At 67.2% G+C, this 14,668-nt stretch carries 13 protein-coding genes; 6 read left to right on the top strand and 7 right to left on the bottom strand.

What is annotated here, in order from left to right:
* Positions 1-68 precede the first annotated feature (68 nt).
* Entirely contained in the window at positions 69-629 is a 561-nt protein-coding gene (locus tag ACIBR0_RS26790; RefSeq protein WP_396720185.1) for a hypothetical protein, read from the top strand.
* Positions 630-2,427: 1,798 nt separating this feature from the next.
* Here ACIBR0_RS26790 and ACIBR0_RS26785 read toward each other — a convergent pair.
* Together ACIBR0_RS26785 and ACIBR0_RS26780 are read right to left on the bottom strand one after the other, a co-directional pair.
* Positions 2,428-3,456, bottom strand: a complete 1,029-nt coding sequence (locus ACIBR0_RS26785) for an abortive infection family protein (RefSeq protein WP_396720183.1) — start codon at positions 3,454-3,456, stop codon at positions 2,428-2,430.
* A 67-nt stretch (positions 3,457-3,523) separates the two neighbouring features.
* Positions 3,524-3,823: a hypothetical protein gene (locus ACIBR0_RS26780; protein WP_396720181.1), complete on the bottom strand. Its 300-nt coding sequence runs from the start codon at positions 3,821-3,823 to the stop codon at positions 3,524-3,526.
* 351 nt (positions 3,824-4,174) lie between these two features.
* On the opposite strand from ACIBR0_RS26780, the gene ACIBR0_RS26775 reads away from it, so the two are divergent.
* Positions 4,175-5,374, top strand: coding sequence for an IS110 family transposase (locus ACIBR0_RS26775; RefSeq protein WP_396720245.1), 1,200 nt, complete (start codon positions 4,175-4,177; stop codon positions 5,372-5,374).
* Between the two features lie 136 nt (positions 5,375-5,510).
* Here ACIBR0_RS26775 and ACIBR0_RS26770 read toward each other — a convergent pair whose 3' ends face one another.
* Complete coding sequence (locus ACIBR0_RS26770; protein WP_396720179.1) at positions 5,511-6,776, bottom strand: hypothetical protein; 1,266 nt, start codon at positions 6,774-6,776, stop codon at positions 5,511-5,513.
* Between the two features lie 496 nt (positions 6,777-7,272).
* On the opposite strand from ACIBR0_RS26770, the gene ACIBR0_RS26765 reads away from it, so the two are divergent.
* On the top strand, positions 7,273-8,211 hold the full coding sequence (locus ACIBR0_RS26765; RefSeq protein ID WP_396720177.1) for a PIN domain-containing protein: 939 nt from the start codon (positions 7,273-7,275) through the stop codon (positions 8,209-8,211).
* 106 nt (positions 8,212-8,317) lie between these two features.
* Here the strand turns inward: ACIBR0_RS26765 and ACIBR0_RS26760 are convergent, their stop codons facing one another.
* Positions 8,318-9,352, bottom strand: a complete 1,035-nt coding sequence (locus ACIBR0_RS26760; protein ID WP_396720175.1) for an ATP-dependent DNA ligase — start codon at positions 9,350-9,352, stop codon at positions 8,318-8,320.
* A gap of 353 nt (positions 9,353-9,705) precedes the next feature.
* Between ACIBR0_RS26760 and ACIBR0_RS26755 the strand changes: the two genes are divergently transcribed.
* The gene (locus ACIBR0_RS26755; RefSeq protein WP_396720173.1) at positions 9,706-10,380 is read left to right on the top strand and encodes an HNH endonuclease family protein; all 675 of its coding nucleotides are present in this window, start codon (positions 9,706-9,708) and stop codon (positions 10,378-10,380) included.
* 63 nt (positions 10,381-10,443) lie between these two features.
* Here the strand turns inward: ACIBR0_RS26755 and ACIBR0_RS26750 are convergent, their stop codons facing one another.
* The 3 genes from ACIBR0_RS26750 to ACIBR0_RS26740 all read right to left on the bottom strand — a co-directional run bounded on the left by ACIBR0_RS26750 (position 10,444) and on the right by ACIBR0_RS26740 (position 12,644).
* The gene (locus ACIBR0_RS26750; protein WP_396720171.1) at positions 10,444-11,016 is read right to left on the bottom strand and encodes a hypothetical protein; all 573 of its coding nucleotides are present in this window, start codon (positions 11,014-11,016) and stop codon (positions 10,444-10,446) included.
* 279 nt (positions 11,017-11,295) lie between these two features.
* Positions 11,296-11,913, bottom strand: a complete 618-nt coding sequence (locus ACIBR0_RS26745; protein WP_396720169.1) for a hypothetical protein — start codon at positions 11,911-11,913, stop codon at positions 11,296-11,298.
* Positions 11,914-12,362: 449 nt separating this feature from the next.
* Positions 12,363-12,644, bottom strand: a complete 282-nt coding sequence (locus ACIBR0_RS26740; RefSeq protein ID WP_396720167.1) for a hypothetical protein — start codon at positions 12,642-12,644, stop codon at positions 12,363-12,365.
* Positions 12,645-12,810: 166 nt separating this feature from the next.
* On the opposite strand from ACIBR0_RS26740, the gene ACIBR0_RS26735 reads away from it, so the two are divergent.
* Together ACIBR0_RS26735 and ACIBR0_RS26730 are read left to right on the top strand one after the other, a co-directional pair.
* Entirely contained in the window at positions 12,811-14,163 is a 1,353-nt protein-coding gene (locus ACIBR0_RS26735; RefSeq protein ID WP_396720165.1) for an MFS transporter, read from the top strand.
* Between the two features lie 41 nt (positions 14,164-14,204).
* Complete coding sequence (locus ACIBR0_RS26730) at positions 14,205-14,624, top strand: IS5 family transposase (RefSeq protein ID WP_396720163.1); 420 nt, start codon at positions 14,205-14,207, stop codon at positions 14,622-14,624.
* The last annotated feature ends 44 nt before the right edge of the window (positions 14,625-14,668 follow it).

The following is a 14,668-nucleotide window of genomic DNA, read 5'->3' as shown; positions in this document are numbered from 1 at the left end:
TGCAGGCAACCAATTAATGCATCCAGATGTCCGCAGCTCTTGTCGGCAGCGACGAGAAGGAGCCTCTGATGAAGAGAGCCGGCATGATCGCGTTCGTCGGTCTCGTTGCGCTCGTTGGGTGCGACGGTACGAACGACGCGGCGTCGCAGCCGACGGCGACTCCCAGTGGGACTCCCAGCGTGACCGTCGAGAGTCAGTCGCCGTCGCTGTCGTCAGCGGCACCCGAGGAGGGTGAGCAGGGGATGCCGACCTACCGCGTCGGCCAAGCGTTCGAGACGAACGGCTGGCGCATCAAGGTGATCGGCTTCCGCTGCGCCGCCGTTGAGAAGCTGACCTCGCCCAGCGGAACGAGCCTCGGCGACCAGCAGGACATCGCGGGCAGCGAGGACGCCTGCGTCGTTGAGCTTACGTATACCAACGTCGGCAGGGCCGCCGCGGAGTTCTTCGGGGAGACCAACGCCAACCTGACTGGGACCGATGCACAGGGCCGTCTCTACGAGGGATGGACCTGGGCGCAGGGCACGGTCAACCCGGGCATGAGCGACAAGAACCAGTTGGTCTTCCCGGTGGCGACCGGCGTCAAGCTCACCACCGCAATGATCGGCGACGCAGCCGTCAACCTGAAGTGAGTAAGGCGGCCGGGGCTGATTCGGTCGATGCCGTGGTCTCATTCGTGGTCTCGTTCACCGGCGTGTGTCATGGTTCGCCGCTGCTGGCCGGAGGTTTCTAACCTCGGTCGAGCATTCGGGCGGCAGTGGCTGAACGGTAGGTCGCAGACCTCGAAAGCGTGTGAGGTGGTAGGCCGTCTTCTATGACTTCGCTGGCGGCGGGCGTCAAACCAGGACGCGGGCCGCTTCGAGATCGGCACGGGCCTTCTGCACCCGGACGTCGGTGATCTGCTCGCCTGGCCCCTGACCCCCTTCGGGTGCGTCGTCTTCACCCCCCTTGGGCGAGATCATCGCGCCCCTTGGTGGACTGGCAGGCAATGGCGGTTTGCGGGGCCTGGCATCGGAGGACGTGCGAGTGAGGCATCCGCGGCTTTCCCAGCAGCCAAGCGAGCAGACAACGGCCAGCCTGACCGGACGGTCGGGGACCACGACGTCATGCTGCGGACGATACCCAGCAGGTTGACATGGCCGGCGAACTCGACGACCCCGGGCCTACCAGTACCGGTGTCCGCCTCGGAGACGGAAGGCTGAAGGGTTGGGACAGGAACACGACAGATGTCTGCCCCTCGAGAGAGGACTATCTCCTCATGAGAGAAGTTTCTGATGCCGGGGAAGACAAACCCCGAGAGCGAACAGGATCCCCCGATGTCCCCCAAGAAATCCCGTCGCTCCACATCGGGCCGGAGGAACCGTCGGAAACTCGCCACCGCAACTTGATCCCGGAACCCAAAGTGGTGTTTCCGGAATCTGTCGAACGTTGGCGGCCCCGCGAGGAAACAAGCCCCTCGGAGGTCCCTCGGTTTTCCGACTTAAACCGCGCCGATCACCTGATTGAATCTGCGATGGTAAGCGCCGTGCAGGCGATTCTATGGAAGTCGGCTGCGCTTGCCGTTGACACAGTTGCACCGGGCACGGGCGCGTTGGTCAGGGTCACCAAAATTATTTCCGAGTTTCGTGGGGCTGTGAAGACTTACGAGGAAGGCCAGGGCCTTCTCGTCAACCTCCCGCTCCTTGACCTCCCTGGACGCGACTTCTCCGCAAGCCTCAGGCTCCGGGCCTTTGCGACAGACATTCCCCCCGGACTGCCCGCAGACCTAGGGTTCGACTATGTGTCCACAAATGGGCAGCTGGACAGGTTCAACGTCGTCGAGAGCGCCAATGCCTCGTCGACTAACGAGGTAGGCCCGCCCGACAGCGAACTTGACCCCCTGTTGCGTCATGCGAAAAAACTGTCTGCTGCAGCCGGCGTAAAGCCATCCGAGTTCAGGGTCTCTTACCTGCACCAGCCTACGCGGACTGGCTGGGTCGTGGTTCAGCCGTTCGGGGAGCCAGCACGCTGCGAGGCATGGTTCAAATACAAGCTCTCTCTTTTATTGGCCCGGCGGGGCGAGTTGAGAACGACGTGCCCTTTGTGCGGTCGGACCAGGTCCAACAGACACGAGTGTGTCCCGTCGGAAACATCCTCGAGCGAGGGGCTTCCCGTCTCCCGCAATCGACCGCCGCTAGAAGGACCGTAAGGTTGAGGCAAGCCAACTTTTGATCAATTCAGCCCGCAGCGCACTGACGAGCGCTGGCACAGACGAAACCCTGAGCGTGCAGCCGTTGCCGGACGTGTGCGGACGCGACGCACAGAGCTTGTAAGCGAGGCGTCACGAGGGCGCGCAGGGCGTGCCGCTGAGGCAGGATCATCGAGACTCGGCCGCCGCGCTCATCCACACCGATAGCCAGGGAGGTTTTAGAGCTGGTAGTGCTACCCGTTTTAGTCGTCGTCTGCGGCGTGTGCTTCTAGGTAGAAGGTGGCTGCTGCAGTGGCCGCGGCGACCACGAGCCGGGCGGTTGCCACGTCCAGCTCCGGCCGCTGGCTGACGCCATGGCCCGTGCCGAAGCCAGCATTACGCAGCTCAGCAGTCGAGACCACTAACTGACTGAGTGCTCCCAACGCCTTCCGCCGCTGCTCGGCGCCGGGGTCACGAGCTCGGACCCCCGCAGGATCCAGCCCCAGCTGGACATTCGCCTTCTTCAGCAACTCGGGAATATCGAGCCTGGTCTCTCTGCCGGTGCCGTGCAGGCCGAGGATTGACTTGAGCACCGTCTCCAACAGTTCCTTCGCCGACCCGATCGCTTGTGCCGGGTCGTCGTGGAGGCCGCGCCGGATGCGGGCGGCATGTTCATCCACGTCAGTGATGCCTAGCTCGGTGGCGGCGGCTTGGAGGGCATCCACGGGCACTGGACCGCCATACAGCTTCGCGTACAGGTCTGGCACGGAACGACGGAGCCAGTTGGGTAGGTCGAGGAAGTCCTCCACGATCTTGAAGTTCGGAAAGCTGGTTCGAGCACTTGTTCGGCTTCGTCGTTGCCGACCCTCGCCCAACACCTGAGGGACTACTTCGGCAATGTTCCCGAAGTAGTCGGGGTCACCCCAGTCCATGCTGCGGAGCAGCCGGTGGTGGCTCAGAACAACGTCCCGGGTATCGGTCAACAGTGCCAGCTCGAGCCAGGAACTACGGTCGAATGTCGCCTCGATGGCCTTCGCAACGGCGAGTATGACCGTCTCGGGATTCACATCGTCACGTATCACCTGATGCTCCAACCTTCTTCGGCAGGCGCTTCCAGACCCCGGTCTGCCGGCAGCAAGCATCCCACCCGGTCGGGCCGCCGTACCAACCTGTTTCAGGCTGGGCTCGACGAGATCATCGGGCACAAGCCGGGCACAACTGACGCCGACAAGGGCCGTCAACCGCTGTAAGGCAACGAGCAACCTCGCCGGGGCCAGGACGCCGATCCGCACGATCTGAGATGATCCACAGACGGTCGGAGGGGTTCAGGGTTCAAGTCCGCCGTCTCGTGCCGGACTTCTACGAATCCCTGCCGAGGGGTTCGCGCCACCGGTGTTCGTGGCCACCGAGTCGGCCGAGCTTGACGGTGCGGTCTGTGGCGTGCAACAGAGCGAGGAACCTGTTGCCGATGAGCAGGTGCTCGTACGAGACCTGGGCGATGATGTCGGCGACCTCCTGCGCCCATGCCGGATCGGCTATGAACGGTTCGTCAGACTGGCGGATGACCAGAGCCCAGCCCGTAACCCCCGCGAAGTCGATGTAGCGCAGGGCGTCACAGAAGGCATCCAGGTCCTGGACCGACCAGCCGCAGTAGCGCATCGCGACCTGAGAGAGCAGGTGGGTGCCTCTTCCACCTCGACTGCCACGAGGGCGCGGGCAGCACGCGGACCTGGCCTCGGTCGTACTCCTCCAAGATCGACGTCCCCCCCCCCGTTACCTTTTTGATCGTCCCCAGCCGGGGACCCTCGGTCGCCCGGCCCGGTATGACTTCCTGCCCCTGTCGTTCGGATGATCCGGGGGGTGTTGTCGCCGGGTCGGGTGGCGTCGGTGGACCGCTGATAGGGACACGGCCACCCGTGTTGGGGTAGGTCTCTTCGTAACGTGGCTGCCGGCAGTCCGACGCCTGGACCAGCGGCCGGGGCCACGAAGCGATGCGTGGAGGCGGGTCTGGTGCACGACGGATACGGCGTCTACCTCGGCTTGGACGTCGGCAAAGGTGATCACCACGCGGTCGGGTTGAGCCCGGACGGCAAGCGGCTGCACGACGCGGCGTTGCCGAACACCGAGGCCCGGCTGCGGCAGCTGTTCGACAAACTCGCCCGCCATGGTCGGGTCCTGGTGGTGGTCGATCAGCCAGCCTCGATCGGCGCCCTGCCAGTCGCGGTCGCCCGGGCGGCCGGGCATCAGGTGGCCTATCTGCCCGGCCTGGCGATGCGGCGCATCGCTGACCTGCACCCCGGTAGCGCGAAGACCGACGCCCGGGATGCCTATGTCATCGCTGACGCCGCCCGCACCCTGCCCCACACGCTGCGCCGGGTCGACGTCGGTGACGAGACCCTGGCCGAACTGGAGGTCCTCGTCGGCTTCGACGACGACCTCGCTGGCGAAGCCACCCGCGTGTCCAACCGGATCCGTGGCTTGCTGACGCAGATCCATCCCGCCCTGGAACGAGTCCTCGGCCCCAAGATCCACCACAAGGCGGTCCTGGAGCTGCTGTCCCGCTGCGGCGGCCCAGTCGGGCTGCGCAAGGCCGGCCGCCGCAAGCTGGTCTCGATCGCCGCCGTCCATGCACCACGCATGGGCGAACGCCTGGTCGAGCAGATCATGACCGCCCTCGACGAGCAGACCGTCACCGTCCCGGGCACCCAGGCAGCCGAGACGATCCTGCCCCGCCTGGCTGACAGCCTCCGCGATGTCCTGCGACAACGTGACCAGGTCGCTGGCGAGGTCGAGAGGATCCTTGATGCTCACCCTCTTGCCCAGGTCCTGACCTCGATGCCCGGCATCGGCGTCAGGACCGCAGCCCGGATCCTGCTCGAAGTCGGCGACGGCACCGCCTTCCCCACCCCTGGCCACCTTGCCGCCTACGCCGGACTGGCCCCCGTCACCCGGCGCTCCGGCAGCAGCATCCGCGGCGAACATCCACCCCGCGGCGGCAACAAGAACCTCAAACGCGCCTTCTTCCTCGCCGCGTTCGCCGCCCTCGCAGACCCTGTCAGCCGCGCCTACTACGACCGCAAACGAGCCGAAGGTAAACGCCACAACGCCGCCCTCATCTGCCTCGCCCGCCGCCGCTGCGACGTCCTGTTCGCCATGCTCCGCGACAAGATGCCCTACCAACCACGCCCAACCAACCCCGTCCCTGCTTGACCAAACCCATAGGGACACCCCCCCCCGCCGGTCACAATCACCGACGGCATCCGTTCGCGCCGCTGGCCGCTCCAGGGGCGGTAGACGGTCGCGGTGTACGACGTACCCCTGCTGCTGGACGAGGACGGGTGACAGGTCACGTCCCCTTCGTGAACTGAGCCTGCCAGAACGCCTGGTTCCCGTCTAAGATCCGTGCAGCCGCGAACCGGCGCCCGGCCTGCGGGCTGACGTGCATGCTGTCTTCGCTTGCGCTTGGACCCTTCCCGAGCTCGGTGGTTCCACCGAAGCCAGCGAACCCGGACAGGTCGCGCTTCCTCGGGTACAGCTCCGGCCACTGCTCGGTCGCCTGCCGAAGCAGGTCGGGTTGTCCGCGCCGCCGCTGCCACACGGCCTCAAGCTCGGCGCCAGCGGTGGAGGCGAGTGCCACCAGCTGGTCCAGAACTCCGGCCATCGTGTCGCCGGCGTGCTCCGGCAGTAGCATGTCGTGGACCTTGGTGCCGATCGCGAAAGCCTCGATGTCGGTGAGCTGCGGGTCCCTCGGCAGGTGCACCGTGTGCGCGAGTTGGTTCCGGCGCCGATCGGTCCAGTGGAGATGGTGCACGGTGAAGCGGTGCGCCCGATGTACCAGCGTGTTGCGCATGCTGAGCGTCCACGGCAGCCACCCGTGCGGGTCCTGCTCGGCAACGTCGAGGATCGCCCTCAGCGCCTTCTCCTGCATTTCCTGGGCCTCGGTGCCGGCGGGCGCGAGCAGCTTGTCCCGCTCCTTGTCCGTTCCGGAACACGCCTTCTTCATCGACCCCCACGACGCGGTCACCAGGTCGGTGCGCAGGCTGAGTACGCCGATCGCCGCGCCGGCGATCGCGTCCAGCGCACTACCGCAGGAGGTGAAGAAGCCGGCTACCGCTGCGTCGATGCGGTGTTCTCGCCGTCGCTCCGCCGGGCCTCGTTCCGCAATCGGGCTCGGTCCTGACGTGGCGTTGCGCCGGTACCACTCGGTGTCGGCGAACACCTGCTCGCGGAACTCCAGCTCGTGCCACGCGGCCGTGCGTAGGCAGGACCCGATCTGTCCGGTGATCTGGAGCAGGTAGTCGCTCGCGAAGATGGTGTGCGCCTGGCCCAGGTGACCGTGCCACCAGCCGAACCCGCCTCGGGTGTTGTCGAGGTCGTCGAACATGAGCTGGTGGAGGCGGCCGACGACCGTTACGGCGGCGGCGACCCGGGCGTGAGGATCGGGCATCAGAACATCTTGGCTGGAGGGGGCCGATAGCCGCACCTCAGATACGACCGCGCCGCCGCGGTGCTGGAGTAGCTGCTTGTGGCAGTGGAAGCACGGCAGCGTCGAGCTCTGCCGCACCGCGATCTCGTGGACGGTTCGGGCGTCGTTCCACTCGGCGGTGGACATGCTGTGCAGCGCCAGCGGCGCGGCCGGGGCGCTCACGCCGCCGCTCCCGCCCGGTTGATCCGCGCCTGGGTGACCTCGGCGTCGGCGACGAGCGCCGCCATTCCGCACCAGACCTGCTGGCATGTGCGGCACCCACCCGGCCGACACACGCCGTGCTCCCGCGCGGCGGTCATGATGGCGCTCTCCAGCAGACCCAGTAGACGGGCCTGACGGGCACCAGGTCCTCCGCCGGCCCGAGCAACTGCGCCCGTAATCGTCATTTTTGGCCGTTGGACCTGGCAGCCGGGTTGGCGGTTGCGCCGCGGCCCAACCTGTCCTTGTTGAGCAGCGGCCGCCCATCACTGGCTACCGCCACTGAGGTTCAGTAGCGACGCCACCGTTCTTCAGTCGGTGCGACACGGAACCTCGGTCGATCATGCTCGGCCGTGCCGCCCAGCAGGTGCGCCGCGGCCGTTAACGGATGTCCGTGACCGGTCCGCCCTGCCAGGATTGCCGCATGCTCGTCACTCTCACCCCTGGCGTCGACCGCGATCGCGTCCTTGAACTGCTCCGATCCGCCTCCATCGAGATCAGCAACAACTACGGCAAGCAGGATGGCTACGTGCGGTGGGCGTTGGACGTCGGCCGGATGTTGCGTGGTCAGATCGCCCGTTCCGACCTGGACCAGCTCCTGTTCACGCCAGCCTTCTACCGGCTTGTCGATCCGGTGCTGATGGGTACACCGCAGGGCTTCCAGCTGCTCGAGGCCGAGATGTCCGAACGCCAGGCTGCGCTCACCTCGGCTTTTGAGACGCTGCGGGAGCAGATCGGAACGTGGACGGCCGTAACGGGCAAGGCCCTGGCGGTTGTGGACAGCAGTGTGTTCCTGTCCCACCCCGCATGGGCTCAAGACGACGACCCGGCGGCGGTCATCGCGAGCATCCCGTGGGCGGAAGAACTCGGCGTTGGGTTCAAGGATGTCCTGCTCGTGCTTCCCGAGGTGGTGATCCGGGAGTTCGACCGGCTCAAGGAGTCAGGGAACCAGAAGTCCCGCTATCGGGCCTCAGTGACGCTAGCCGTTGTCGACAAGCTGCTGCCTGACCCGTACGGCACCGTGATAATCCGCCCCAATGACAACAACTGGAATGAGATGGCCGAGCGCGGGGAGATGCCCCGCGGCGCGGTCCAGCTGCGGATGTTCTACGACGATCCCGCGCACCGGCCGCTTCCGGACCCGGACGTAGAGATCATCGATCGGACTGTCGCGGTGCAGACCCTCGCCGGCCAACCGGTCCGGCTGGTGACCATGGATACCGGGATGGGCCTCAACGCGCGCCGGGCCGGGCTACTGGTGACGAAGCCGGAGAGGGAGATCGAGGCGCCGCCGGCCGAGGGCCAGTCAACACGGGCACGCCGCCGGGCGGCGGCCGAGGCGGCCGGGAAGACAACGTCATGATCCGTTGCCGAGCGGGTCGGCAGCTTGGGTTTGGGGACTGTCCGAGAAAGGCCGCCGGCGGTACGGGCGGCAGTGCCTCAGCGCGCTGCGGCGGTGGTGCGTGCCGTCAGCCGTGATCCTCGAGTGGGGGCACGTCGGTGGCAGAGAGGTCGAGCCGGGGGCGCAGGTATCGGACGTGGTGTCGCCACCGGTGCTGCTCGTAGGCGGTGTCGACGTCGATTTCGGCTACGACCGTTGGGGTGACCCGGGCGTAGGGGAGTGGCTGTGGCTGCTCGAGTTGCCCGGACCAGGCAGCGGGCAGGGGTTGCGGCCAGGGGTGTTTCACCTCTGACGTCGGGTCGTCGGCTGTGAGAAGGGCGGCTAGTCCGGTGCGCTGCGCTGGTCGTAGGGGGCTGGTGCGGCCGGTGTATCGGAGGCGTCCGTGCTGGTCGACGCGGCCGAGCAGGAGGGTTTGCGGGTTGTCGATGGTGGGGGTGACGCCGCCGATGATCGCTTCGGTGGTGCGGTAGGCCCGGAGTTTCTGCCAGCCGCGTCGGCCGGGCTCGTACCGCCCGTCGAGCCGTTTGATCATGAGTCCTTCGATGCCGGCGGCTGTCCAGGTGTGCAACCACTCGACGGCTCGCTCAAGGTCGGTGGTCTGTGGCGACAGAGTGAGCGGGGCCGGCGCGTCAGCGAGCAGCTGCTCCAGCAGGGCACGTCGCTCCATCAGGGGCGTGTCCAGCAGCGGCCGGCCGGACGGGGCGCGCAGGAGGTCGAAGACGACGTAGTGCGCGGGATGACGCCCGATCAGTGCCGGTAGCTGTGCGCCGGCGGTGACCCGTCGTTGCAGCAGGGAGAAGTTGGTCCGCTCGCCTTCCCACACAACGAGCTCACCGTCGAGGGCCGCCCCTGCTGGCACGGCTTCGCTCACCGCTTCGGTGATGTCCGGGAAGTAGGAGCTGAGGTCACGGCCCGCCCTCGATTGCAGGTACACCCCGTTCGGGCGGCGGAACGCTAACGCTCGCCAGCCGTCCCACTTCGGTTCGTAGGCAACGCCCGGTGCTTCGGGCGCGGTATCAACGGACTTCGCCAGCATCGGCGCGAAAGGCGGGTGCACCGAGTCGGTGACGGCCGTGCCGGCGCGCCGGCGCGCCGGGATCACCGCAGCGCACGCCCTGGACAGTAAGCGCGAACGACCCTCACCTCCCTTCCTGATCGTCAGGGAACCGCCAGGGCGGCCGCTGGAAGATGCCAGATGCTCGATGCCCCACCGCGACGAAGAGGCGCCAAGGACCCTCCACAGCTTGCCTCGGCAGTGCCGGCGCCTCGCCGGCCGATGCGAATGCCTCGGAAGGGCCCGCGTCTGGGAGGGTCTCGGCGCCGGGTTCATCCCGGAGAAGCCGCGCCTGCTCGAATCTTCGTAGCCGCTTCCTCACCTCTTCACAAACATGCCCCTCGATGGACATGATCGTCAGAGACGGTTTCCGTCCACCACCAAAGCCGAGGAGGCACCCCATGCGGATGACGCGACTCTCTGCCCGTTTCCCACGCGCCACACGTCACACCGCCGCAGTCGTCCTCGCCATCGCCGCCAGCGCGTCGTTGCTCGGCGTCAGCGCGCAGCCGGCGTCAGCCACACCGCCGGGCATCCCGTCGAAGGCCACAGCACAGTCCCAGCTCAACGCCCTGACCGTCGCGACCCAAGGCTCCACCACCGGCTACTCACGGGACCTGTTCCCGCACTGGATCACCATCAGCGGCAGCTGCAACACCCGCGAGCAGGTCCTCAAGCGCGACGGCACCTCCGTCGTGGTCGACAGCTCCTGCGCGGCCACCTCCGGCCGCTGGTACAGCCCGTACGACGGGGCCACCTGGTACGCCGCCTCCGACGTCGACATCGACCACGTCGTACCCCTGGCCGAAGCCTGGCGCTCCGGCGCCAACTCCTGGACCACCAGCCGGCGACAGAGCTTCGCCAACGACCTCACCCGCCCCCAGCTGATCGCGGTGACCGACAACGTCAACCAGGCCAAGGGCGACCAGGACCCGTCGACCTGGCAGCCGCCGCTGTCGTCGTACCGGTGCACCTACAGCAAGATGTGGATCACCGTGAAGTACAGCTGGGGCCTGAGGCTGCAGTCGTCGGAAAAGTCCGCGCTGCAAAGCATGCTCAACACCTGCAGCTCCTGACCCCCTGCATCCCCGACCGGCCGGCGGCGTTCGCCGGACGTGCCGCCGGCCGGGCGCACGCCGCTACTGCGGTGGGGACGATGCGGCATCGCCGTCTTGCTTGCGCCAGATGCCCCCCGCGTCGGCGGCGAGAAGGCGCTTGACCATCGCCAGGGCATCCGCCTCGGTGTCAAACGCCCAGCGCAGCACCCGGCCGTTCTCGCTGTCGCCAGCGCGGGCGACGACCTTCCACCGGACCTCACGGGTCAGCCACACATCCCGGCGGCCCAAGCGCCCCCAGATGCCGTTCCACCAGCGTCCCGCCACGTTCTCCACCAGCGCATCGTACAAATGTTCGATCACCGAAGCGTCTGGGGTGGCCAGTTTGCCGGGCTGGGCCTGTGGGCGGCGGTGGGCGCTTCGAGAAACCTTCACCCCGTCCTGGTGCCCGCCCTTGGGGAAGTCGTGGCCGTGGGGGAGGGGCCGCTCGTACCGGAATATCGGCAAGTCGTCCTCCGCAACCCGGACACGGTGCCGCTCGGCCGGTTCGACCGGCGCGGGAAGCTGCGGTACACCGGCCGCACCCACCCGCTGAGCGCCAGCCATCGGGAAGATCTCGGCGGGATGCTTTCTCCGCCACGGGCTGTGCAGCGGCACAGCGCCCCGGTGGTGCACCGTGGCCGAAGCTGCCTGCCCGCGTCCTGGTCGGGGCACCTGGACCGCCCGGAGCCGCCGCGGTACGTGCAGGCCAAGCCCACGTGGTGATGGATCGAGGCAGACACAGCGTTCGAGCATCAGCGATGGCGTCATAGGGTCCGCTACGCCCGGGCCCGTCCGGACATGCCGGTGTACGACGTGCCGCTGCTGCTCGGTGAGAGGAAGGCTACTTCGGCGAGGCTCAGCCCAGCGCCTTGAGCGCTTGTGGGGCCGGTCGGGTCACTGTTTGACGGCAGATAGGTGCGTAGCCGCCATCGGCGTCACGTCGAGCAGGAAACCATTCCGGTCGCGCAGCCAACGTCTTCCAGCCGCGTCGCGGAACTCCAAACTCACCTCGATGCTGTCCGACTCGCTGTACGGGACTTTGGTCCTCAGGGCGCGGGGCATTGCGACAGTGACCGGCTCTTGGTGTGGAGGCACGACCCGGATTGGGTCCGCCGCCGCTGCGAGTTCGGATGCCTTCGTCGTGCCGGTGCCGTGAAAAACGAGACGCACGTCGTACACGGGGAGGGTGGAGGCATTGAGGATCTGGGCAGCCCAGGCCATCAGGGGTCGTTGCCTGATGATGTTGGGGGGTACTGGCGCCACGACGAACGCGTACCAGACGGACACAGAGGCCGCTTGGTGGCGCCTCTGCTCGGCGGCGCGCTCCCGTCGCTCATCCTCGGCCCGTTGGTCGCGACCGGACTCAATGCGATAGATCCGGAGGCCGACCAGGGACGCGACCAGGGCGAGAACGACAGTTGCCACGTTCGCGATCGCGGAGATCCACGTCGCGACGTCTCCGAGTTCGGCCGTGGCCAGCCACCCGGCGAGCCAAAGAGGGGGCGCCAACACGACTGTGAGAGTACGGATGGCCCGCCACGGTCGTCGCACCCTGATCGGCCATCTGACCGACCGCATTACCGACGGCGGGGTACGCCCTGACCCTTGGCCCCTACGAGGGTACAAAGCCGCTGTGCCGGTCGCGTAGCCCGCACGACCGTAGCGACACGGCGTGGGGCTGGGCGATGAACATAGACCGGTCGACTTGGGTACCGGCAGGGGCCGCGGTCGCGGCTGCTGGGGTGGCGGTATGGCGGGCGGTGATCGCCAAGAGCCAGGCCGAGAGCGCCCGGTGTCGGCCGACCCGGCGGAGAGGCAGGCGCGGGCGGCCGAGAACCAGCTCGCGCTCAGCAGTATCAGAGCGAGCAGAAGGCCCGCGACGAGGCCGACGGCCCCCGATTCCAGGTCGACCAGGACGTGGAAAACGCCAGGGGGAGCGGTACGCCGAGATCACGGTCAAGCTACTGGCGGGCACGCCCCTCGACACTGTCGTCGTCAGTGCAGCCGGGCAGCCCGACGTTGAGCGCGTAGCAGTCGTCGATCGGGCTGAGGTCGTCGGTGGGGAAGTGCCACTCGGGGTGCAGGGTCTCGGTGAACCGGGCGATGCCGGTCGCGCCGATCGGTGCGGGCCCCGGTCCACCCCAACCGAAGTTGCCGTACACACCTTCGTCGAAGTAGCCGACCCAGAGCTTTCCGCAGGAGCGTGGTGGGCGTGCCGACGAAGCTGAAGCGGCTTTGCGCACCCTGGTTGAGGCGGGTCCGTGCCCAGGCGGTACGGGGCCTGCGCCTAATCGAGGCGGTTGTTGCGCAGGAGGTGCTTCCGCTGTTGCGGGATCCGTCGCCGGCGGTGGTCCGTCGGGGCGTGTAAATGGCGCGACAACTGTCGTACCGCCCCTAGAAAATCCCGAGGTGACGCTCTCAGCCCTCCTTAGCCGTGCCCGCCCACCGTCGCCGCTGGCTGGCCGCCTCTCGGTGCAGTCGCTGCTCTTCGCGCTCGGCCAAGGCACGTTCATGACCGGATCCGCGGTGTTCTTCACCAAGATCGTCGGGCTGTCCGCTGCTCAGGTCGGTCTCGGCCTGACGATCGCCGGCATCGCCGCCTTCCTTGCCGCCGTACCGATGGGCAAGCTGGTCGACCGCTACGGACCGAAGAAGATGTGGGCGGTCAGCGCCGCCGGGCAGGCGGCGATGTTCGCCGTCTGGCCGTTCATCACTGATTTCGAGGGCTACGTCACCATGGCCGTCTGCATGGAGGTGATCGGTGCGCTCGGCGGCGCCGCGTTCGGGGCATACACGATCGATGTGCTGCCACCAGACGAGCGGGTGAAGTCACGCGCTTACATGTACTCCGCGCTCAACCTCGGCTTCACCCTCGGCTCCGTCATGGGTGGAATCGCGCTCGCATTCCACTCCAACGACGTGCTGCACGCACTGCCCTGGTTCACCGCCGCGGTCTTCCTGGTCAACGCGGCCGCGGTCACGCGGCTGCCGCGGGCTTCGCACGATGAACGCAGCCCAGAGGACCGCAAGGTGCGCATACCCGGGCCGGGTCCCCTGCGTAACCCCGGTTGGCTGCTCACCACGTTCTTCGGTGGGGTGTTCTGGACGAACCAGGTGTTGCTGAACCTCGTCATTCCACTCTGGCTGGTCGAGCAGACCGACGCTCCGCGGGTGGTGCTAGCTTTCCTGTTCGCCACGAACACGGTGATGTGCATTTTCCTGCCGATGGTCACCTCCCGCGGCGTCAGGGACTTGCCGACCGCGCTCAAGGCGATTCGGCTGTCCTCAACCTTCTTCGTCCTCTCCTGCCTGATCACGCTCGCGACGCACGACACCGTCGGCTGGGTGACGATCTTTCTGGTCTGGCTGGGCCACGTCACTGTGACGGGTGCTGAGCTCTACCTCTCGGCGGCGAGCTGGTCCTTCGAAGCCGAGCTGATGGACCCGCGCCAGCGCGGCGCCTACCAGGGCGCGGCCGAGCTGAGCGGCACACTGGGCAAGGTTTGGGCGCCGGCGGTGTACACGTTCCTCGCGTTGAACTGGGGTGCTGCCGGCTGGCTGGTGATCGCCGGCATCATCCTGGTGGCCACGATCGCCATCCATCCGTCGACTCGGCTGGCTCGACGATTCCTCGAGCGGCACGTCCCCGCAGAAGTGCTGGCCGACGCCCGAGCCTCCAGCAGCGATGCCGAGGAAGGGACTGGTACACCGTCGCTCCACCAGGCCGACGTGTCGCTGCCGGAGTCAGCCGGTAGCCGCTAGGCGGTGTCTTCAAAGGATCTTGGTGTCGGATGATGTAGCGCGTGGGTCGTCGCTATGAGTTGTCTGACGTCGAGTGGGAAGCGCTGTCGAGATACCTGCCGTCGGCCGTGACCGGTGGTCGGCCGCGGGTCGATGACCGGCGGGTGCTCAACGAGATCGTGTGGAAGATCCGGGCCGGTGCGGCGTGGCGGGACGTGCCCGCTCGATACGGATCCTGGCAGTCGATCTACACCCGTTTCCGCAGGTGGGCCCTCGATGGCACGTTCGAGCGGATGCTCGCCGGGGTCCAGGGCGACGCGGACGCGGCCGGGGACATCGACTGGCTGGTGTCGGTGGATTCGACGATCGTGCGAGTCCACCAGCACGCTGCCGGCGCTAAAGGGGGCGGCGAGAACCGGACGAACCACAAGGCCACCACAGCGACGCCCGCACCGCCGCGGTCAACCTGGTCAAAGCGCTGATCCTGACCGCCGACGACCCCTTGCGCCACGCGCTGCGCGAGCTG

Source organism: Micromonospora sp. NPDC049497, from assembly GCF_044465805.1.
Lineage (GTDB): Bacteria > Actinomycetota > Actinomycetes > Mycobacteriales > Micromonosporaceae > Micromonospora.
This window is presented reverse-complemented; position numbering and strand designations above follow the sequence as displayed.

Coding starts and splice junctions, on each gene's coding strand:
- ACIBR0_RS26765 (WP_396720177.1), top strand. CDS start 7,273: ATGCTCGTCACTCTCACCCCTGGCGTCGACCGCGATCGCGTCCTTGAA.
- ACIBR0_RS26755 (WP_396720173.1), top strand. CDS start 9,706: ATGCGGATGACGCGACTCTCTGCCCGTTTCCCACGCGCCACACGTCAC.
- ACIBR0_RS26770 (WP_396720179.1), bottom strand. CDS start 6,776: ATGTCCACCGCCGAGTGGAACGACGCCCGAACCGTCCACGAGATCGCG.
- ACIBR0_RS26790 (WP_396720185.1), top strand. CDS start 69: ATGAAGAGAGCCGGCATGATCGCGTTCGTCGGTCTCGTTGCGCTCGTT.
- ACIBR0_RS26780 (WP_396720181.1), bottom strand. CDS start 3,823: ATGCGCTACTGCGGCTGGTCGGTCCAGGACCTGGATGCCTTCTGTGAC.